At 63.3% G+C, this 19002-nt stretch carries 15 protein-coding genes; 11 read left to right on the plus strand and 4 right to left on the minus strand.

Annotated elements, in window-relative coordinates; genetic code table 11:
• Positions 1-28: 28 nt before the first annotated feature.
• A complete protein-coding gene (gene ppsR / locus IAE34_RS17470) occupies positions 29-847 on the minus strand; it encodes a posphoenolpyruvate synthetase regulatory kinase/phosphorylase PpsR (protein ID WP_200140220.1) in 819 nt (272 codons plus the stop codon).
• A gap of 181 nt (positions 848-1028) precedes the next feature.
• Here ppsR and ppsA point away from each other — a divergent pair, with 181 nt between their 5' ends.
• The 9 genes from ppsA (at position 1029) to IAE34_RS17515 (ending at position 10300) form a co-directional block, all read left to right on the plus strand.
• Positions 1029-3404 carry a phosphoenolpyruvate synthase gene (gene ppsA / locus IAE34_RS17475; protein WP_200140327.1) on the plus strand — a complete coding sequence of 792 codons (2376 nt, stop codon included), beginning with the start codon at positions 1029-1031 and terminating at the stop codon, positions 3402-3404.
• 139 nt (positions 3405-3543) lie between these two features.
• On the plus strand, positions 3544-4584 hold the full coding sequence (locus IAE34_RS17480) for an alpha/beta fold hydrolase (protein WP_200140221.1): 1041 nt from the start codon (positions 3544-3546) through the stop codon (positions 4582-4584).
• 12 nt (positions 4585-4596) lie between these two features.
• Complete coding sequence (rraA, locus tag IAE34_RS17485) at positions 4597-5088, plus strand: ribonuclease E activity regulator RraA (RefSeq protein WP_200140222.1); 492 nt, start codon at positions 4597-4599, stop codon at positions 5086-5088.
• 27 nt (positions 5089-5115) lie between these two features.
• Positions 5116-6111: a zinc transporter ZntB gene (locus IAE34_RS17490; RefSeq protein WP_200140223.1), complete on the plus strand. Its 996-nt coding sequence runs from the start codon at positions 5116-5118 to the stop codon at positions 6109-6111.
• Between the two features lie 108 nt (positions 6112-6219).
• Positions 6220-6474 carry a CrfX protein gene (locus IAE34_RS17495; RefSeq protein ID WP_200140224.1) on the plus strand — a complete coding sequence of 85 codons (255 nt, stop codon included), beginning with the start codon at positions 6220-6222 and terminating at the stop codon, positions 6472-6474.
• A gap of 2 nt (positions 6475-6476) precedes the next feature.
• Positions 6477-7301, plus strand: coding sequence for a mechanosensitive ion channel family protein (locus IAE34_RS17500; protein ID WP_200140225.1), 825 nt, complete (start codon positions 6477-6479; stop codon positions 7299-7301).
• 111 nt (positions 7302-7412) lie between these two features.
• On the plus strand, positions 7413-7979 hold the full coding sequence (sigX, locus tag IAE34_RS17505; RefSeq protein ID WP_200140226.1) for an RNA polymerase sigma factor SigX: 567 nt from the start codon (positions 7413-7415) through the stop codon (positions 7977-7979).
• Between the two features lie 110 nt (positions 7980-8089).
• Positions 8090-9127 (plus strand): OmpA family protein, encoded by a 1038-nt coding sequence (locus tag IAE34_RS17510; RefSeq protein ID WP_200140227.1) that lies wholly within the window; start codon positions 8090-8092, stop codon positions 9125-9127.
• A gap of 150 nt (positions 9128-9277) precedes the next feature.
• Positions 9278-10300 (plus strand): quinone-dependent dihydroorotate dehydrogenase, encoded by a 1023-nt coding sequence (locus IAE34_RS17515; protein WP_200140228.1) that lies wholly within the window; start codon positions 9278-9280, stop codon positions 10298-10300.
• A 119-nt stretch (positions 10301-10419) separates the two neighbouring features.
• On the opposite strand, the gene rmf is transcribed toward IAE34_RS17515, so the two are convergent.
• Positions 10420-10635 carry a ribosome modulation factor gene (gene rmf, locus IAE34_RS17520; RefSeq protein ID WP_079227119.1) on the minus strand — a complete coding sequence of 72 codons (216 nt, stop codon included), beginning with the start codon at positions 10633-10635 and terminating at the stop codon, positions 10420-10422.
• A gap of 543 nt (positions 10636-11178) precedes the next feature.
• On the opposite strand from rmf, the gene rlmKL reads away from it, so the two are divergent.
• The gene (gene rlmKL / locus IAE34_RS17525) at positions 11179-13371 is read left to right on the plus strand and encodes a bifunctional 23S rRNA (guanine(2069)-N(7))-methyltransferase RlmK/23S rRNA (guanine(2445)-N(2))-methyltransferase RlmL (protein ID WP_200140229.1); all 2193 of its coding nucleotides are present in this window, start codon (positions 11179-11181) and stop codon (positions 13369-13371) included.
• Between the two features lie 53 nt (positions 13372-13424).
• Here the strand turns inward: rlmKL and dacB are convergent, their stop codons facing one another.
• Positions 13425-14867: a D-alanyl-D-alanine carboxypeptidase/D-alanyl-D-alanine endopeptidase gene (dacB, locus tag IAE34_RS17530; protein WP_200140230.1), complete on the minus strand. Its 1443-nt coding sequence runs from the start codon at positions 14865-14867 to the stop codon at positions 13425-13427.
• A gap of 181 nt (positions 14868-15048) precedes the next feature.
• Here dacB and IAE34_RS17535 point away from each other — a divergent pair, with 181 nt between their 5' ends.
• Positions 15049-15393, plus strand: coding sequence for a YggL family protein (locus IAE34_RS17535; protein WP_200140231.1), 345 nt, complete (start codon positions 15049-15051; stop codon positions 15391-15393).
• Between the two features lie 7 nt (positions 15394-15400).
• Here IAE34_RS17535 and IAE34_RS17540 read toward each other — a convergent pair whose 3' ends face one another.
• Positions 15401-18997 carry an ATP-binding protein gene (locus IAE34_RS17540; protein ID WP_200140232.1) on the minus strand — a complete coding sequence of 1199 codons (3597 nt, stop codon included), beginning with the start codon at positions 18995-18997 and terminating at the stop codon, positions 15401-15403.
• Positions 18998-19002 lie beyond the last annotated feature (5 nt).

Here is a 19002-nt window from a genome sequence, read left to right on the forward strand (position 1 = left end):
TTTTTTGCGCTGCAGAGCGAGGTTGGGGCTACTTGAAGCGCCGCTCCACGCCTTTCTCCACGAGGATCTTCGCGGAAATCTCCTCCACCGAGAAGTGCGTGGAGTTGATGTTGGGGATGTTCTCGCGACGGAACAGGTTCTCCACCTCGCGCACTTCGAACTCGCACTGGGCGAAGCTGGAGTAGCGGCTGTTGGGCTTGCGTTCATGGCGGATGGCGGTCAGCCGATCGGCATCGATGGTCAGGCCGAACAGCTTGCCGTGGTGCTTCTTCAGCACCGGCGGCAGTTGCAGGCGCTCCATGTCGTCTTCGGTCAGCGGGTAATTGGCGGCGCGAATGCCGAACTGCATGGCCATGTACAAACACGTCGGCGTCTTGCCGCATCGCGACACGCCCACCAATATGAGGTCGGCCTTGTCGTAATAATGGGTGCGTGCGCCATCGTCGTTGTCCAGGGCGAAGTTGACGGCCTCGATCCGCTCCATGTAGTTGGAGTTGCCGCCAATGGAGTGGGACTTGCCGACCGAATAGGACGAATGCGCTGTCAGTTCCTGCTCCAGCGGCGAAAGAAAGGTCGAGAAGATGTCGATCATGAAGCCGTTGGACGTGGCCATGACCTCGCGGATGTCCTGGTTGACGATGGTGTCGAAGATGATCGGCCGCACGCCGTCGCGCTCGGCCGCCGCGTTGATCTGCTGGACCATGGCCCGCGCCTTGTCCAGCGTGTCGATGTAGGGGCGAGTGAATTTGGCGAAGGGAATGCTATCGAACTGCGCCAGCAGACTCTGGCCCAGGGTTTCGGCGGTGATGCCGGTGCCGTCGGAGATGAAGAACGCGGATCGTTTCATTTGCGCCAGGGGCCTTAAGCTGCCGAATGTTTCTGGATATGATAGGTTCGGTTTGCCGAACGCGGACGTTCGGCATTCTCACTTATTTTCCAGGTCCAGGCCACCAGCGTCCCGGCCCAGCCGCAGCGTCGACAGGCGGGCGCCCTTGAGCTTTTCCAACACAGTCAGTGGAGAGATCACCTTGGTAGAGTACGTAGTTTCCCTCGATAAGCTCGGCGTCCATGATGTGGAGCATGTGGGGGGCAAGAACGCATCCCTGGGCGAGATGATCAGTAACCTCGCCGGTGCCGGCGTCTCGGTGCCGGGCGGCTTTGCCACTACGGCTCAGGCGTACCGTGATTTTCTCGAGCAAAGTGGCCTGAACGACCAGATTCACGCGGCCCTCGACGCCCTGGACGTGGACGACGTCAACGCCCTGGCCAAGACCGGCGCGCAGATCCGCCAGTGGGTGATGGACGCCCAGTTCCCGGCGCGCCTGGATGCGGAAATTCGCACGGCCTTCGCCGCAATGGCCGCCGGCAACGACAACATGGCCGTGGCCGTGCGCTCCTCGGCGACCGCCGAAGACCTGCCCGATGCCTCCTTCGCCGGCCAGCAGGAGACCTTCCTCAACATCCGCGGCGTGGACAACGTGATCCGCGCGGCCAAGGAAGTCTTCGCCTCGCTGTTCAACGACCGCGCCATCGCCTACCGCGTGCACCAGGGCTTCGACCACAAACTGGTGGCGTTGTCTGCCGGTGTGCAGCGCATGGTCCGTTCCGAAACCGGCACCGCTGGCGTGATGTTCACCCTGGACACCGAGTCGGGCTTCCGTGACGTGGTGTTCATCACCGGTGCCTACGGCCTGGGCGAAACCGTGGTGCAAGGGGCCGTCAACCCTGACGAATTCTACGTCCACAAGCAGACCCTGGAGGCCGGTCGCCCGGCGATCCTGCGTCGCAACCTGGGCAGCAAGGCGATCAAGATGGTCTATGGCGACGAAGCCAAGGCCGGTCGTTCGGTCAAGACCGTCGACGTCGACCGCGCCGAACGTGCGCGTTTCTGCCTGAGCGACGAAGAGGTCAACGAGCTGGCCAAGCAGGCCATGATCATCGAGCAGCACTACCAGCGGCCGATGGACATCGAGTGGGCCAAGGACGGTGACGACGGCAAGCTGTACATCGTCCAGGCGCGCCCCGAAACCGTGAAGAGCCGCTCCAGCGCCAACGTCATGGAGCGCTATCTGCTCAAGGAAAAAGGCAAGGTGCTGGTCGAAGGCCGTGCCATTGGCCAGCGCATCGGGGCCGGCAAGGTGCGGGTGATCCACGATGTCTCGGAAATGGACAAGGTCCAGCCGGGCGACGTGCTGGTCTCCGACATGACCGACCCGGACTGGGAGCCGGTGATGAAACGCGCCAGCGCCATCGTCACCAACCGCGGCGGGCGCACCTGCCATGCCGCGATCATCGCCCGTGAGCTGGGCATTCCTGCGGTGGTCGGTTGCGGCAACGCGACGCAACTGCTCAAGGACGGTCAGGGCGTGACCGTGTCCTGCGCCGAAGGCGACACCGGCTTCATCTTCGAGGGCGAGCTGGGCTTCGACGTCAAGCAGAACTCGGTCGATGCCATGCCCGAACTGCCGTTCAAGATCATGATGAACGTCGGCAACCCGGATCGCGCCTTCGACTTCGCCCAGCTGCCCAACGCCGGTGTCGGCCTGGCGCGCCTGGAGTTCATCATCAACCGCATGATCGGCGTGCATCCCAAGGCGCTGCTCAACTACGACGGCCTGCCGCCGGAACTCAAGGACAGCGTCGACAAGCGCATCGCCGGCTACGACGACCCGGTCGAGTTCTACGTCGAGAAGCTGGTCGAGGGTATCAGCACCCTGGCGGCTGCCTTCTACCCGAAAAAGGTCATCGTGCGCCTGTCGGACTTCAAGTCCAACGAGTACGCCAACCTGATCGGCGGCAAGCTCTACGAGCCGGAAGAAGAGAACCCGATGCTGGGCTTCCGCGGCGCCTCGCGCTACATCAGCGAGTCGTTCCGTGACTGCTTCGAGCTCGAATGCCGTGCGCTCAAGCGCGTGCGCAACGTGATGGGGCTGACCAACGTCGAGATCATGGTGCCGTTCGTGCGCACCCTGGGCGAGGCCAGCCAGGTGGTCGACCTGCTGGCCGAGAACGGCCTGGCGCGCGGCGACAATGGCCTGCGCGTGATCATGATGTGCGAGCTGCCGTCCAACGCCATCCTCGCCGAGGAGTTCCTGGAGTATTTCGACGGCTTCTCGATCGGCTCCAACGACCTGACCCAGCTGACCCTGGGCCTGGACCGCGACTCAGGCATCATCGCCCACCTGTTCGACGAGCGAAATCCTGCGGTCAAGAAGCTGCTGGCCAATGCCATCGCGGCCTGCAACAAGGCCGGCAAGTACATCGGCATCTGCGGCCAGGGGCCTTCGGACCACCCGGACCTGGCCAAGTGGCTGATGCAGCAGGGCATCGAAAGCGTGTCGCTGAACCCGGACTCGGTGCTCGAGACCTGGTTCTTCCTGGCCGAGGGCCAGGGCGCCGCCTGATGCGTCGAACCCGGGGGCGATCACTCGCCCCCTCGCAGAAGCGGGCTTGCATCGCGGCGGAAATCACGACCTGAGGGTCCAACCGTCGCGATACTCGCCCGCTTCTGTGTTTTTCTCCCTCTTTCATTGCCGTGAATCCATGCAAAGCAGCAGTACCCTTTTTCCCGTGGCCCTGCTCAGTGCGGAGCGGCGCGGCGACCTCAGCGAAGACGTCTACCGAATCAAAGCCGCCAACAGTCCCGATCCCAGCGTCGAACTGGCCGTGACCCGCCTGGGCCTGGCCGATCGGCCGGTCGCTCAGGGCGTGCCGGTGATCCTCGTGCATGGCAGCTTTTCCAACCGCCGCTTCTGGTATTCGCCCAAGGGCCTGGGCTTGGGCGCCCATCTGGCGCGGGCCGGATTCGACGTATGGATCCCCGAAATGCGTGGTCATGGCCTGTCCCCGCGCAATCGTCAATGGCGCACCAATCGAGTGGCGGACTACGCCGCTTTCGACCTGCCGGTGATCGGCGCCTTCGTGCGCGAAACCAGCGGCCAGGTGCCGCATTGGCTGGGCCACTCGCTGGGCGGCATCACCCTGGTGGCCGCCCTGGGTGGCGGTCACCTGGACAGCGCCAGCGTGGCCAGCGTGGCCCTGTTCGGCACCCAGGTCAGCCGGCGCTACTGGCCATTGAAGCTGCCGCCGCTGGAGTGGGGCGCGCGCCTGTTGCTCAAGCGCCTGGCCCAGCTGTCCGGGCCGCGGCTCAAGCGCGGTCCGGAAGACGAGCCGATCGGGCTGGCCCTGGAGGCCTTGCGCTGGCATGGCCTGTTCGGGCGCTTCGGTGTCAAGGGGCGGGACTGGTGGGCCGGGCTGACCGAGGTCCGCGTGCCCCTGCTCGCCGCAGCCGCGACGGCGGATACCCAGGCTCCGCCGTGGGCGTGCCGGGCGTTGTTCGAGCAATGGGGCGATACCCGCAAGCAGTTCCTGCGCCTGGGCCGCGAAGACGGCTTCGAGGCCTTCGGCCACGTCGACATGCTGATCAGCAGGGCGGCCCAGGTGCAGGTCTGGCCGTTGGTCGAGCGCTGGTTTCTCGAAGCGCAGCAGCTCGCCGGCAGCGTACCGACTGACTGCACGGTCTCGGATGACTGCACGGGCCATGAAGGTGTAGCCTTGCCCGACACCCGCCTTCGTTATGACTGACAGGAGTTCCCCATGCAGCATTACGTCACCCCAGACCTGTGCGATGCCTATCCCGACCTGGTTCAGGTGCTCGAGCCGATGTTCAGCAACTTTGGCGGGCGCGATTCCTTCGGTGGACAAATCGTCACCCTCAAATGTTTCGAGGACAACTCGCGGGTTCGGGAGCAGGTCGAACTCGACGGCCGGGGCAAGGTGCTGGTGGTCGATGGTGGTGGCTCGCTGCGCCGGGCGCTGCTGGGCGACATGCTGGCGGAAAAAGCCGCCAGCAATGGCTGGGAAGGCTTGGTGATCTACGGCTGCGTGCGTGATGTCGACGTGCTCGCGCAGACCAACGTCGGTGTGCAGGCGCTGGCCAGCCATCCGTTGAAGACCGACAAGCGCGGCATTGGCGATGTCGATGTCCCGGTCACCTTCGCCGGCGTCACCTTCCTCCCCGGCCACTATCTATACGCCGACAACAATGGCGTGATCGTCTCGCCCAGCCCGCTGACCCAGCCGCAGTGACGCGCCGCGAGCGCTGATGGAGTGTCGATGTTCGAGGAAGAAAACGCGCAGTGGGGGCTGGTGCATGCCCTGGTGCTCGACGGCAAGGGCGGCGCCCGTGCGATTGCCCGTACCGAGTTGGATCATCTGCAATTGCAGGAACAGGAGAGCCTCTGGCTGCACTGGGACCGCAGCCATCCGCAGACCCGCACCTGGCTGCTGCAGGACAGCGGCCTGAGCGAGTTCGCCTGCGAGCTGCTGCTGGAGGAAAACACCCGCCCGCGTTTGCTGCCGCTGCCCCAGGAGCAGATGCTGCTGTTCCTGCGCGGGGTCAACCTCAACCCGGGGGCCGAGCCTGAAGACATGGTTTCGGTGCGCATTTTCGCCGAGCCACGACGCCTCATCTCCCTGCGCCTGCGGCCGCTGCGCGCCAGCGACGAGGTGCTGCAGCAGCTCAGCGAGGGGCGTGGACCCAGGTCGGTCTCGGAACTGTTGCTGCTGATGGGCGAGCTGCTCACCGAGAAGGTCCAGGCTCTGGTCAGCGATCTGTCCGAAGCCGTCGACCTGGAAGAAGAAAAGGTCGAATCCGACGAGCGGTACAGCCCGGCCCAGGGCAGCCTGCAGCAGATACGCCGCCGTGCAGCCGGCCTGCGCCGGTTCCTGGCGCCGCAGCGAGACATCTATGCCCAGTTGTCGCGGCACAAGTGGAGCTGGTTCGCCGACGCCGATGCCGATTACTGGAACGAGCTCAACAACAGCCTGATCCGTTATCTCGAGGAGCTGGAGCTGGCACGCGAACGCGCCGCACTGGTGCTCGAAGGCGAAGACCGGCGGCGCAGCGAGCTGATGAACCGGACCATGTTCCGCTTCGGCATCATCACCTGCATCTTCCTGCCGATGAGTTTTCTCACCGGCCTGCTGGGGATCAACGTCGGCGGCATACCCGGTGCCAGCAATCCCTACGGGTTCCTGGTGGCGTGCCTGGTCGTGCTGGCCCTGGCCGTCGGTCAATGGTGGCTGTTCAGACGGCTGCGCTGGGTGTGAAGGCAATGCCGAACGTCCAACTGCAGCGCTGCGCCGGTCTGCGTCATCATCGTGTTGTGACCCGCCGGGCAGAGCCCTCGTCTCTGAGTGACATCACGCGAGGTGCCCATGCACGATCCGTTTGAAGAATCCTTGCGCGACCTGCTCAAAGCGTCGCCGTCCGGCCATGACCGAGACGACGACGCTTGCCTGGGTCGTGTGCTCAAGACCGCCAACCGTCAGGTCGGCGCGGGCGATCTGTTCAGTCTGCTGGGACGCTGGAGCCAGGCGCTGCTGATCGCTGTCAACAATGGCTCGGCGCACGTGGCGCCGGTGCGTCGTACTCCTGCCGCTGGCAGACCGCAAGCTGATAAGGCCGAATGAATATGGAACTCGATCTCTGGACCCAGAGCCTGGTCACCGCCATGACGGCCCTTTGGACCAAGGTGGCGAACTTCATCCCCAACCTGTTCGGCGCGCTGGTGGTGGTGCTGCTGGGCTTCGTCGTGGCCAAGCTGCTCGACACCCTGCTGTCCAAACTGCTCGCCAAGTTCGGCCTGGATCGCCTCATGAGCGGTACCGGCCTCACCAAGATTCTCGGCCGGGTCGGCATCCAGGTGCCGATCTCGACGCTCATCGGCAAGATCGTCTACTGGTTCATCCTGCTCATTTTCCTGGTGTCCGCCGCCGAGTCCCTGGGCCTAGAACGCGTCTCGGCCACCCTCGACATGCTTGCCCTGTACCTGCCCAAGGTGTTCGGTGCGGCCCTGGTGCTGCTGGCTGGCGTGCTGCTGGCACAGTTGGTCAACGGTCTGGTGCGCGGCGCAGCCGAAGGCATCGGCCTGGAATATGCCGCCGGGGTAGGGCGCATCGCCCAGGGCTTGGTGATCATCATCTCGATTTCCGTGGCGATCAGCCAGTTGGAGGTCAAAACCGACCTGCTCAATCACGTGATCGTGATCGGCCTGATTACCGTTGGTCTGGCCGTTGCCCTGGCGATGGGCCTGGGCAGCCGCGAAATCGCCGGGCAGATCCTCGCCGGCATTTATGTGCGCGAGCTGTATCAGGTGGGGCAGCAGGTGCGTATTGGCGAGGTCGAAGGGCAGATCGAGGCGATCGGTACCGTCAAGACCACCCTGATGACCGACGAAGGCGAACTGGTGTCGCTGTCCAACCGCGAATTGCTCGAACAGCGTGTGAGTAGTCGCTGACGGTACAAGCTGTTAATGTATGCCGCCGCTGAACACTGCCCTCGGGGCCGCGCGGCGACATTGACCTGACTGTCGGCCAGATCCGTTTTGAATAAAGTGCACACGCCGCCCATGCGCTACGAACCCCGCGACCTCACCGACGAGGAACTGGTGGCGCGTTCGCATGAGGAATTGTTCCACGTTACTCGCGCCTATGAAGAACTCATGCGGCGTTACCAGCGGACTCTGTTCAACGTCTGCTCGCGTTATCTCGGGAACGACCGTGATGCCGATGATGTCTGTCAGGAAGTCATGCTCAAGGTGCTGTACGGGCTGAAGAACTTCGAGGGAAAATCCAAGTTCAAGACCTGGCTTTACAGCATCACGTACAACGAATGCATCACCCAGTACCGCAAGGAGCGCCGCAAGCGTCGATTGCTCGATGCCCTGAGCCTGGACCCCGTCGAAGAGGCGTCCGAGGACAAGGCACCGAAAGCGGAGGAGAAAGGCGGGCTGGACAAGTGGCTGGTGCATGTGAACCCGATCGATCGGGAGATTCTGGTACTGCGCTTCGTCGCCGAACTGGAGTTCCAGGAGATCGCAGACATCATGCACATGGGCCTGAGCGCCACGAAAATGCGTTACAAGCGTGCGCTCGACAAGCTTCGTGAGAAATTTGCTGACTCAGCTGAAACTTAGTCCTACGCAAATGGCTCAAACGAATCGGCAAGGTCTGCTAGACTTGCCGTCGAGTTGTCCTACGGCTATTGGTGGGACGGCTTAACTATCACTAGATGGGGATTTAACGGATGAAATTGAAAAACACCTTGGGCTTGGCCATTGGTTCGCTCGTAGCCGCCACCTCGATTGGCGCTATGGCACAAGGTCAAGGCGCCGTCGAAACCGAGATCTTCTACAAGAAGGAGTTCTTCGACAGCCAGCGCGACTACAAAAACGACGGCAACCTGTTCGGCGGTTCGATCGGTTACTTCCTGACCGACGACGTTGAACTGCGTCTGGGCTACGACGAAGTTCACAACGCTCGTGGCGACGACGGCAAGAACATCAAGGGCTCGAACACTGCTCTTGACGCCGTTTACCACTTCAACAACCCGTACGACGCCATCCGTCCGTACGTGTCGGCCGGTTTCTCCCACCAGTCGATCGGCCAGAGCTTCCGTGGCGGTCGTGACCACTCCACCTTCGCCAACATCGGCGCTGGCGCCAAGTGGTACATCACCGACATGTTCTACGCCCGTGCTGGCGTTGAAGCTCAGTACAACATCGACCAAGGTGACACCGAGTGGGCACCAAGCGTCGGCGTTGGCCTGAACTTCGGCGGTAGCCCGAAGCAGACCGCAGCCCCTGCTCCTGTTGCAGCGCCTGAAGTGTGCACCGACAGCGACAACGACGGCGTTTGCGACAACATCGACAAGTGCCCGGACACCCCGGCCAACGTCACCGTTGACGCCGACGGCTGCCCAGCTGCCGCTGAAAACGTCCGCGTCGAGCTGGACGTGAAGTTCGACTTCGACAAGTCGGTCGTCAAGCCTAACAGCTACGGCGACATCGAGAACCTGGCTGCCTTCATGAAGCAGTACCCACAAACCACCACCGTGGTTGAAGGTCACACTGACTCCGTAGGTCCAGACGCTTACAACCAGAAGCTGTCCGAGCGCCGCGCCAGTGCCGTCAAGCAAGTTCTGACCCAGCGGTTCGGCGTAGACTCCAGCCGTGTTAGCTCGGTTGGCTACGGTGAGACCCGTCCGGTTGCCGACAACGCTACCGAAGCTGGTCGCGCTGTCAACCGTCGCGTTGAAGCTCAAGTAGAAGCCCAAGCCAAGTAATTGGTCTGACGCTTCATGAAAAACCCGGCCCCGGCCGGGTTTTTCTTTGCCTGTGAATCCGTCAGTACCCAGGCTATGCCAAAGGCCTGTCGCCGCAGCGACGCGCTGGCTATAATTGCCGCCTCATTCTTCCCCCGGTTCTCTCTGCCCATGTATACCCTGGCCCGCGAGCTGCTGTTCAAGCTTTCCCCGGAAACCTCCCACGATCTGTCTCTGGACCTGATCGGTGCGGGTGGCCGTCTTGGCCTCAATGGTCTGCTGAGCAAGCGTCCGGCATCGCTGCCGACCACGGTGATGGGCCTGGACTTCGCCAATCCCGTAGGTCTTGCCGCTGGGCTGGACAAGAATGGCGCCGCCATAGACGGATTCGCCCAATTGGGCTTCGGCTTCCTCGAGATCGGTACCGTCACCCCGCGCCCGCAGCCCGGTAACCCGAAGCCTCGGCTGTTCCGCTTGCCTGAAGCGACGGCCATCATCAATCGCATGGGTTTCAACAACCTGGGGGTCGACCACCTGCTGTCACGTGTGCGCACGGCACGTTACCGGGGTGTGCTGGGCATCAACATCGGCAAGAATTTCGATACGCCCGTCGAACGAGCTCAGGACGATTACCTGATCTGCCTGGAAAAGGTCTACGGCCACGCCAGCTATGTCACCGTCAACGTCAGCTCGCCCAACACCCCAGGCCTGCGTAGCCTGCAGTTTGGCGACTCGCTCAAGCAGTTGCTGGACGCCCTGGCAGAGCGCCGCGAGCAGCTAACGCTCGAGCACGGCAAGCGTGTCCCGCTGGCGATCAAGATCGCGCCGGACATGAGCGATGAAGAAACCGCGCTGGTCGCCGCTGCCCTGGTCGAGTCGGGCATGGATGCGGTGATCGCCACCAATACCACCTTGAGTCGCGAAGGGGTCGAGGGTCTGGCGTTCGGGGGCGAAGCCGGCGGACTGTCCGGGGCTCCTGTTCTGCACAAGAGCACGCACATCGTCAAGGTATTGGCCGGTGAACTGGGGGGCAAGCTGCCGATCATCGCCGCCGGCGGTATCACCGAAGGTGCGCATGCGGCGCAGAAGATCGCGGCAGGCGCGAGCCTGGTTCAGGTCTATTCAGGGTTCATCTACAAAGGGCCTGCACTCATCCGCGAGGCAGTGGACGCCATTGCGGCGCTGCGTCGCTGACTCTAGCGTACCAGTCGAGGCCAGTCGTGGTTAAAAGAAGGGCCCCTCTAAGGGGCCCTTGGGCCTTGGCCCGACGCCCGGATGGGGCGTTCATGGTGAATCGAATTCAGAAACCTCTTTCAGCCAACCGCGTGATTTTCGTTGAGTCTGTGGATGCCAGCGGTGCCGGTCATGCCGTCCCAGTTGTCGCCGCGACCCTCACGCCAGCCGTTTATCCATGCCTGACGTACGGAAGGCAGTGTGAAGGGGCAAAGTTCGCGGGATTTTCCGGTGACCCCATATTGGTAGCCACGTGAATATGCTCGTTCCAACGGATCACGCTTAAGTCTTCTCATAGGGTGTTGCCCTCACTTGTTGACTGTAATGTCCCGTCGGCCTCTCCGAGGCCGGGCAGAATCTTTCTGCCGGTTTGCGCTCGCTGCCGGCGTGGCGAGCTGGAAGTGTCACCCCGTTGCAAGGTGACCTGCCGTCAGTTCTAACCAATGAAAGTCACACTGTGAATGACCGATTTGTCATAAGAAAGTAACCTTTTTCAAGCTGTAAAGGATAAGTAAGTAAATGCGACTCAACCTTGTCGCGGCAAGATCCCGTGCTTACTGGGTTTTGAGGTCGACTGAAATCATTTGGCCATTGGCGCCAGGGATCTGACGTAATATTCAGTAATTCGACGAAGGGTCACGGACGTCCTTCAGCTCCACGAATTTTTCATACTGCTCGACGACTCAACTCGCGCCGTCCCAGACGAGCCCGACGCGTCGAGTGGCCCGGCCTGCCGCTCAGGCAGTCCACCCGAATGCCTAATCAGAGGGCAGGCGGTAAACAGAGCAGCCGCGATGCGTCGCGCTGCCAGGCAATCATCCAGAGGCTCTGCAATCGACATGTCGGATTCATTCGAACTCTATCTCACCTGCCCCAAAGGCCTGGAAGGCCTGCTTGCCGAAGAAGCCCGCAGTCTGGGGCTGGAAGAGGTGCGTGAGCACACCTCGGCCATTCGTGGCTCGGCCGACATGGAAACGGCCTATCGCCTGTGCCTCTGGTCGCGCCTGGCCAACCGCGTGCTACTGGTAGTCCAGCGCTTCGCCATGAAGAATGCCGACGACCTCTACGACGGCGTGCATGCCGTCGACTGGCAGGATCACCTGGCGGCCGACGGTACCCTGGCCGTCGAGTTCAGTGGCCATGGGTCGGGAATCGACAACACCCATTTCGGTGCGCTCAAGGTCAAGGACGCCATCGTCGACAAGCTGCGCAACCGCGACGGCCAGCGCCCGTCGGTGGACAAGCTCGACCCCGACCTGCGTGTACATCTGCGTCTGGACCGCGGTGAAGCGATTCTTTCCATCGACCTGTCGGGTCACAGCTTGCACCAGCGCGGCTACCGCTTGCAGCAGGGGGCGGCGCCGCTCAAGGAAAACCTGGCCGCTGCCGTGCTCATCCGTGCCGGCTGGCCACGCATCGCTGCCGAGGGCGGTGCGCTCGCCGACCCCATGTGCGGGGTCGGGACGTTCCTGGTCGAAGCCGCCATGATCGCGGCCGACATCGCGCCCAACCTCAAGCGCGAGCGCTGGGGCTTCAGTGCCTGGCAAGGCCATGTACCTGCAGTGTGGCGCAAGGTCCGTGACGAGGCCCAGCTTCGCGCCGAAGCGGGTCTGGCCAGGCCACCACTGTGGATCCGAGGCTATGAAGCCGATCCGCGGCTGATCCAGCCCGGGCGCAACAACGTCGAGCGTGCCGGCCTGGGCGATTGGGTGAAGATCTACCAGGGCGAGGTCGCCAGCTTCGAGCCTCGCCCGGATCAGAACCAGAAGGGCCTGGTGATCAGCAACCCACCGTATGGCGAGCGTCTGGGCGATGAGGCGAGCCTGCTGTACCTCTACCAGAACCTCGGTGAGCGCCTGCGTCAGGCTTGCCTGGGCTGGGAGGCAGCGGTGTTCACCGGCGCGCCGGAGCTCGGCAAGCGCATGGGCATCCGCAGCCACAAGCAGTACGCCTTCTGGAACGGCGCGCTGCCGTGCAAGCTGTTGCTGTTCAAGGTTCAGCCCGATCAGTTCGTCACCGCCGAGCGGCGTCCGAGCGATCAGCAGGCAGATTCGATGCGCAGCGGCCAGGCCGTGGCGCCAGAAGCCGCACGTCTGTCCGAGGGCGCGCAGATGTTCGCCAATCGGTTGCAGAAGAACCTCAAGCAACTGGGTAAGTGGGCGCGACGCGAGCAGGTCGACTGCTACCGATTGTACGATGCCGACATGCCCGAATACGCCCTGGCGGTGGATCTGTATCAGGAATGGGTGCACGTCCAGGAATACGCTGCGCCGCGCTCGGTCGATCCCGAGAAGGCCCAGGCTCGACTGCTCGATGCCCTGGCAGCGATTCCCCAGGCCCTGGGCGTGGACCCGCAGCGCGTGGTACTCAAGCGGCGTGAGCGCCAGGGGGGGACGCGTCAGTACGAGCGCCAGGCGACCGAAGGTCGTTTCCAGGAAGTCAGCGAGGGCGGCGTCAAGCTGCTGGTCAACCTGACCGACTACCTGGACACCGGTCTGTTTCTCGACCATCGGCCCATGCGCCTGCGCATTCAGCGCGAGGCCGCAGGCAAGCGCTTCCTCAACCTGTTCTGCTACACCGCCACGGCAACCGTGCATGCGGCCAAGGGTGGAGCGCGCAGTACCACCAGCGTCGATCTGTCCAAGACCTATCTGGACTGGGCGCGGCGCAACTTGGCGCTCAACGGGTTTTCCGAGCGCAATCGCCTGGAGCAGAGCGACGTCATGGCCTGGCTGGAGGCGGCCCAGGACAGCTACGACCTGATCTTCATCGACCCGCCGACCTTCTCCAACTCCAAGCGCATGGAGGGAGTGTTCGACGTGCAGCGCGATCACGTGCGCCTGATCGACCTGGCCATGGCGCGGTTGGCACCCGGTGGAGTGCTGTACTTCTCCAACAACTTCCGCAAGTTCCTGCTGGACGAGCACCTGCTGGAGCGTTACACGGTCGAGGAAATCAGCGCGCAGACGCTGGATCCGGACTTCGCCCGCAACAGCCGCATCCACCGGGCCTGGCGCTTGCAATTGCGCTGATCGCAGTGCAGCGGTGCGCGCAGTTCATGGCGCACCGCTGTCCGGCGTTGTGATCAGTTGCCAGTATTTGGCTGGCGGTAGAGATCCAGCAACACCTGGTCCAGCACCTGCGATGCACCCCATGGCTTGGGATCGTTGAGGATGGCCGATACCGCCCAGGTATGGCCATTGCTGTCGCGGCTGAAGCCGGCGATCGCCCGCACGGTGTTCAGCGTGCCGGTCTTGATGTGGCCTTCGCCGGTCATGGCGGTGCGCTTGAGGCGCTTGCGCATGGTGCCGTCCATGCCCACCAGTGGCATCGAGCTGATGAACTCGGCCGCGTAAGGGCTCTTCCACGCGGCCTGTAGCAGCGCCGCCATCTCGCGCGTGCTGACCCGCTCGGCGCGCGACAGTCCCGACCCGTTCTCCATGACCAGATGCGGCGAGGTGATGCCCTTCTTGGCCAGCCACTGGCGAATCACACGCTGCGCTGCACGGGCATCATCGCCATCGGCATCGGTACGGAACTGGGCGCCCAGGCTGAGGAACAGCTGTTGGGCCATGGTGTTGTTGCTGTACTTGTTGATGTCGCGGATCACCTCGACCAGATCCGGCGAGAACGCGCGGGCCAGCAGGCGCGCACTCTTGGGTACGTTCTCGATGCGGTCGCGGCCCTGGATGCTGCCGCCGAGTTCGTTCCAGATCGCCCGCACGGCGCCAGCAGCGTAGGCCGGATGATCGAGCAGCGCGAGGTAGGTCTGGGAATTGCAACCCTCGCCCAGCTGACCGCTGACGGTAACGCTGACACCCTCCGGCTGCACCACCGGGTTGTAGCGCACATCACCGGTGCACTGTTTCGACGCCACCGCCTTGACCTGGTTGTCGATGTGGATACTGGCAATGGGCGGCTCGACCGACACGATCACCTTGCCGCCGTCGTTGCGCGCCACGAAGCGCAGCGCCTTGAGGTTCACCAGCAGCGAGTCGGGCCTGACCAGGAACGGCTTGTTCACGTCGCCGCCGTCGTCGTCGAAATGCGGCAGGTTGGGCTGGACGAAATGGCTGCGGTCCAGCACCAGGTCGCCGGTCACGGTGCGCACTCCGTTGGCCCGCAGGTCGCGCATCAGCAGCCAGAGTTTCTCCATGTTCAGCTTCGGATCGCCACCGCCCTTGAGGTACAGGTTGCCGTTGAGCACGCCGTTGCTCAGCGTGCCATCGGTGTAGAACTCGGTCTTCCACTGAAAGGTCGGGCCCAGCAGTTCCAGGGCCGCGTAGGTGGTCACCAGCTTCATCGTGGAGGCTGGGTTGACCGAGACGTCGGCGTTGAAAATGGTCGGATTGCCAGGGCCGTCGAGTGGCAGCATGACCAAGGACAGGGCGTTGTCCTGCAACTTGTTGGACTTCAGCGCCTGCTGGACTTTCGCAGGCAGGGTGGTGTTGACGACGGCAGCCGAGACGGGGAGGGCGATGGGAAGCAGCAGACCGGCGAAAAACAGTGGACGAAGCGTCTTGATCATAGGTGACCCTGCTTACGAGGGAAAAGGAAACCGGGGCTGTACAAGATGATTGCCCCTTGTCGAAAACAAGGGGGCATTATGCCCCAAGCGGGTCGTTTTTGCGCCTGTTCGAGACAAAAGCGCCGTTATGCTGCGGAAACTGGTAAAGTGCCGCGCGTAATTACTCAAGAGGATTGTTTCAATGGCTACCAACCGTTCCCGTCGTCTGCGCAAGAAGCTGTGCGTGGATGAATTCCAGGAGCTGGGTTTCGAACTGAACCTGGATTTCAAGGAAGATCTGTCCGACGAAGCCATCGATGCCTTCCTCGACGCCTTCCTGGCTGACGCCATGGACGCCAACGGCCTGGACTATGTCGGCGGTGATGACTTCGGCCTGGTCTGCTCGGCCAAGCGTGGCTCGGTCAGCGAAGAGCAGCGTGCCACGGTCGAAGCCTGGCTCAAGGGCCGCAGCGAGCTGACCAAGGTCGAGGTCAGCCCACTGCTGGATGCCTGGTATCCGGACAAGCCGATCAACCCGGCTTCCTGATCCCGCGTCAAGGGGCTTTGGCGGGCTGGCCTTCCTGGCCCGCCAGCGCCCTCTGGACCCGGCGCATCTGTCGGGCCAGCGCCTGACGGCGCAGCTTCACCTGGGCCAGCGGCAGCGCCCGCTCCTCCAACGCCTCGCAACGCTCCATCAGTGACTTGGCGCCCAATACTCGGGCGACGCCGAGGATCTTGTGCGCCTGCTCGGCAAGTGCCGGCCTGTCCTGCTGCGGGTCCAGGGCCATCAGCGTCGCCAGGTCTTCGTTCAGGCTCGTCTGCAGCGTGCTCAGCATCCGCTGACGATTGTCCTGGCCATTGCCGATCAGGCTGTCGAGCACCATCAGGTCCAGAGGCGAGGAGCCGCCAGGCTCGTGCATGGGGTGCACGTCCGCCAGGTGTCTGCCCAGGGTGTGCAGGCTGATGGGCTTGAGCAGGCAGTCGTCCATGCCGGCATCCAGGCATCGCTGCCGCACTTCGGGCTGGGCATTGGCGGTGTAGCCCAGGATAGTGCAGGGCGCCAGGCCCAGGCGCTGTTCCTCGCTGCGCAGCGTCTCGGCCAGTTGGTAGCCGTTCATGCGAGGCATGTTGCAGTCCAGGATCAGCACGTCGAACCGGCCTCTGCGCCACTTCTCGAGGCCTTCACGGCCATCCCGGGCGCTTTGCGGCGTGAGCCCCAGGTACGCCAGTTGCTGGGCCATCAGCAGCAAGTTGGCAGGGTGGTCGTCGATCACCAGCACCTTCAAGCGCTTGTCCGGCGCATCGACATGAGGTGCCTGCTCGAAGCTGCGGGGCAGCGCCTGGACGCACTGCAACGGCATCTGCAGGCGGACCTGGGTGCCGACCCCTTGCAAGCTCTTGAGTACCAGTTGGCCGCCCATCATTTCGCACAAGGTCCGACAGATCGCCAACCCGAGCCCCGTTCCTGCGCGAGCATTTTCGCTCTGCGGATTCACCTGGACGAACGGGTTGAACAGCCGGCGCAGATCGTCCTCGTGAATACCGATCCCGCTGTCGCGCACCTCCAGTTCCAGCTGCGCCTGTTCCCCGGCCTGCACCGCGGCCTTGATCCGCACGTGCCCTTCTTCGGTGAATTTGATCGCGTTGCTGACCAGGTTGGACAGCACCTGCTTGAAGCGCAGGGGGTCGAGCAGTGCATGGCAGCGCGCCGACGGCTCTATGCACACCTCCAGCAGCAAGCCCTTCTCCCGAGCCTGGCCCTCGAAGATGCGCCCCACCGACTCGATCAGCGCCGCCAGGTCCACCGGCTCGGGCGCAAGCGACACCCGTCCCGATTCGATCCGGACGATGTCCAGGATGTCGCCGATCAGGCCCAGCAGGTCCTTGGCCGAGTGGTAGGCGACTTCGATCGACTGCTTGTCCAACTGGCCCTGATCGGCACGCCTGACCGCCAGCTCCAGCATGCCGATGACCGCGTTCATCGGCGTACGGATCTCATGACTGATGGTGGCCAGGAAGGTGCTCTTGGCGCGGTTGGCGTCGTCGGCCTGTTGTTTGGCCAAGCGCAGGTCCTGGATCAGTTCGCGTCGCTCGCTGATGTCGATCCAGCCGCCGATGATGCCCTGTACCTCGCCCAGCGAATCGCGGTAGGGCAGGATCCAGTGATAGATGGTCAGCTCGCGGTCTTTCAGGCGCAGCGGGCGGTCGATGATCAATGGCGTACCCGCCGCCATCACCTGCTGGTAGTCGGCATGGATCTGGCGCGTGTAGTCGCAGTTGCTGAACAGACTGTCCTGCAGGCGTTTGCCCATGACCTCCTCGGCCGTGGCGTCGACTGCTTCCAGGTAGCTGTCGTTGCAGCTCTGCAGCATGCCTTCGCGGTCACGCACGTACATGGGATGCGGTGTGCCGTTGAGCAGTGCGCGCATGAATTCGAGCTGGTCGTTCAAGGCTCGCTCGGCCTGGCGCCGCTGACCGATCTGATGCCGCAGGTAGGCGTTCCAGGCCAGCGCCATGAGCAGCAGGATGCCGATTCCCAGCACTACCTGAATGACCAGGCGCTGGTACTCGCGCCATTGGCCACCATCGTGCAGGGCATAGCCCCGCCAGCGGCTATTGATCACGCCCAGTTCTTCCGGGGTGATGCTCAGCAGCGCTTTGTCCAGGATCGAGGCCAGCACGGTTTGATCCTTGCCACTGGCCATGGAGAAGGACGCCGGCTCGGTGCCCAGGCTGGCGCGGATGACCAGGTTGGTGTTGGCGGCGATGGCGTGGTTGGCGTCGAGCAGGGTGGTGATGGTGGCGTCCACGGCGCCACTGCTCAACAGGGCCAACGAGTAGAACGTGCTCTCGGTCTCGATGCGGCGTACCTGCGGATAGCGCGTTGCAAGAGTAGCGGCTGACGGTGTGTGCCGCGTGACGGCCACGCGGCGGCCCTTGAGCTGTTCCAGGGAGGTGAAGGGCCTGCCACTACGTGTGACGATCACGTAGGGACTCTCCAGGTAAGGCCGACTCAGGCGCAGTTCCGGCGTATCGGTATCGCCAAGGGTGACGGCTGCTATCAGGTCGGCCTGGTCGGTCTCGACCTGCTCGATCATTTCTCCGATGCCGCTGGCACGCTGGATCTTGAACTTCAGCCCGGTGCGCAGGCGGATCAGCTCGAGCAGGTCGGCAGTGATGCCGCGAAAATGGCCGTTGCTGTCGAAGAACGACAGGGGCGCGGAGGTGTCGGTCACCACCACGCGCATGCTCGGGTGTTCGCTCAGCCAGCGTTTCTCGCGCGGGGTGAGTTGCAGCCTGCGATCGGTCAGCAGCACATCGCTGCCTGCGCCCCAGCGCTTGAAGATCGAATTCGCAACGCTGCCAGGCTGGCTCTGCAGTGTGGCATTGACCAAGCTCGCCAGTATGTGGTCTTCACGGCGCAGGGCAAAGCTGAAACCGGTGGCTTCGTGCTTGCCGAAGTTGGCCATGCGCAGGCTTGGCAAGTGCCCGCGGTTGAGCTGGAAATGTGTGGAGATAGTGTCACCGAGGTAGACGTCGGCCTGACCGAAGGCAACGGCGTTGAGCGCCTCGGAGGTGGACGCGTAGGTCTTCAGGCGGGCCTGGGGATAAAGCGCGCGCACTTCGTGCAGCGGCAGGTAGTGATAGAGCATGCTCAGGCGCAGGTTCGCCAGCCCCATGTCCAGGGGACGCGTCTCGTCCTCGCGTGTCACCAACACCGGTTGATCGACCGCGTAGGGGCGCGACAGCGTGATGTCCGGGTCCGCGGCCTCGTAGCCGTTGGCGCTGCCCAGCAGGTCGATCTGCCCGGATTTGAGTGCCTGCACAGCTCGCTGGCGGCTGGTGAAGTGCAGCACTTGAACCGGTACGCCCAATCCCTGGGCGATGAGCCCGGCGTAGTCGGCGGTCAGGCCCTGGTATTCGCCGCTGCTGGTGACATCGAAGGGCGGGTTGTCGGCAGCGGCGGTGCCCAGTACCAGGTGCGTGCGTGTGCTCAGCCACTGGCGCTGCTCGAGGGTGAGGGCCGGTCGGGTAGCCTCGGCATTCGAACGCGTGAGCAGGTGCAAGGGCTTGGCGGTGGGCGTCTGCGTCTGAGCATGGCTGACAGGGGCCAGCAGCACCAGCAGCAGGCAGATAAGAGACCTCGACATGCTAC

Origin of the sequence: Pseudomonas sp. S30, from assembly GCF_016518545.1 — a bacterium.
GTDB lineage: Bacteria > Pseudomonadota > Gammaproteobacteria > Pseudomonadales > Pseudomonadaceae > Aquipseudomonas.

Excerpts from the sequence above, each read along its gene's own strand:
- ppsR (WP_200140220.1), bottom strand. The coding sequence starts at position 847 with ATGAAACGATCCGCGTTCTTCATCTCCGACGGCACCGGCATCACCGCC.
- IAE34_RS17480 (WP_200140221.1), top strand. The coding sequence starts at position 3,544 with ATGCAAAGCAGCAGTACCCTTTTTCCCGTGGCCCTGCTCAGTGCGGAG.
- rraA (WP_200140222.1), top strand. The coding sequence starts at position 4,597 with ATGCAGCATTACGTCACCCCAGACCTGTGCGATGCCTATCCCGACCTG.
- IAE34_RS17490 (WP_200140223.1), top strand. The coding sequence starts at position 5,116 with ATGTTCGAGGAAGAAAACGCGCAGTGGGGGCTGGTGCATGCCCTGGTG.
- IAE34_RS17495 (WP_200140224.1), top strand. The coding sequence starts at position 6,220 with ATGCACGATCCGTTTGAAGAATCCTTGCGCGACCTGCTCAAAGCGTCG.
- IAE34_RS17500 (WP_200140225.1), top strand. The coding sequence starts at position 6,477 with ATGGAACTCGATCTCTGGACCCAGAGCCTGGTCACCGCCATGACGGCC.
- sigX (WP_200140226.1), top strand. The coding sequence starts at position 7,413 with ATGCGCTACGAACCCCGCGACCTCACCGACGAGGAACTGGTGGCGCGT.
- IAE34_RS17510 (WP_200140227.1), top strand. The coding sequence starts at position 8,090 with ATGAAATTGAAAAACACCTTGGGCTTGGCCATTGGTTCGCTCGTAGCC.
- IAE34_RS17515 (WP_200140228.1), top strand. The coding sequence starts at position 9,278 with ATGTATACCCTGGCCCGCGAGCTGCTGTTCAAGCTTTCCCCGGAAACC.
- rmf (WP_079227119.1), bottom strand. The coding sequence starts at position 10,635 with ATGAGAAGACTTAAGCGTGATCCGTTGGAACGAGCATATTCACGTGGC.
- rlmKL (WP_200140229.1), top strand. The coding sequence starts at position 11,179 with ATGTCGGATTCATTCGAACTCTATCTCACCTGCCCCAAAGGCCTGGAA.
- dacB (WP_200140230.1), bottom strand. The coding sequence starts at position 14,867 with ATGATCAAGACGCTTCGTCCACTGTTTTTCGCCGGTCTGCTGCTTCCC.
- IAE34_RS17535 (WP_200140231.1), top strand. The coding sequence starts at position 15,049 with ATGGCTACCAACCGTTCCCGTCGTCTGCGCAAGAAGCTGTGCGTGGAT.
- IAE34_RS17540 (WP_200140232.1), bottom strand. The coding sequence starts at position 18,997 with ATGTCGAGGTCTCTTATCTGCCTGCTGCTGGTGCTGCTGGCCCCTGTC.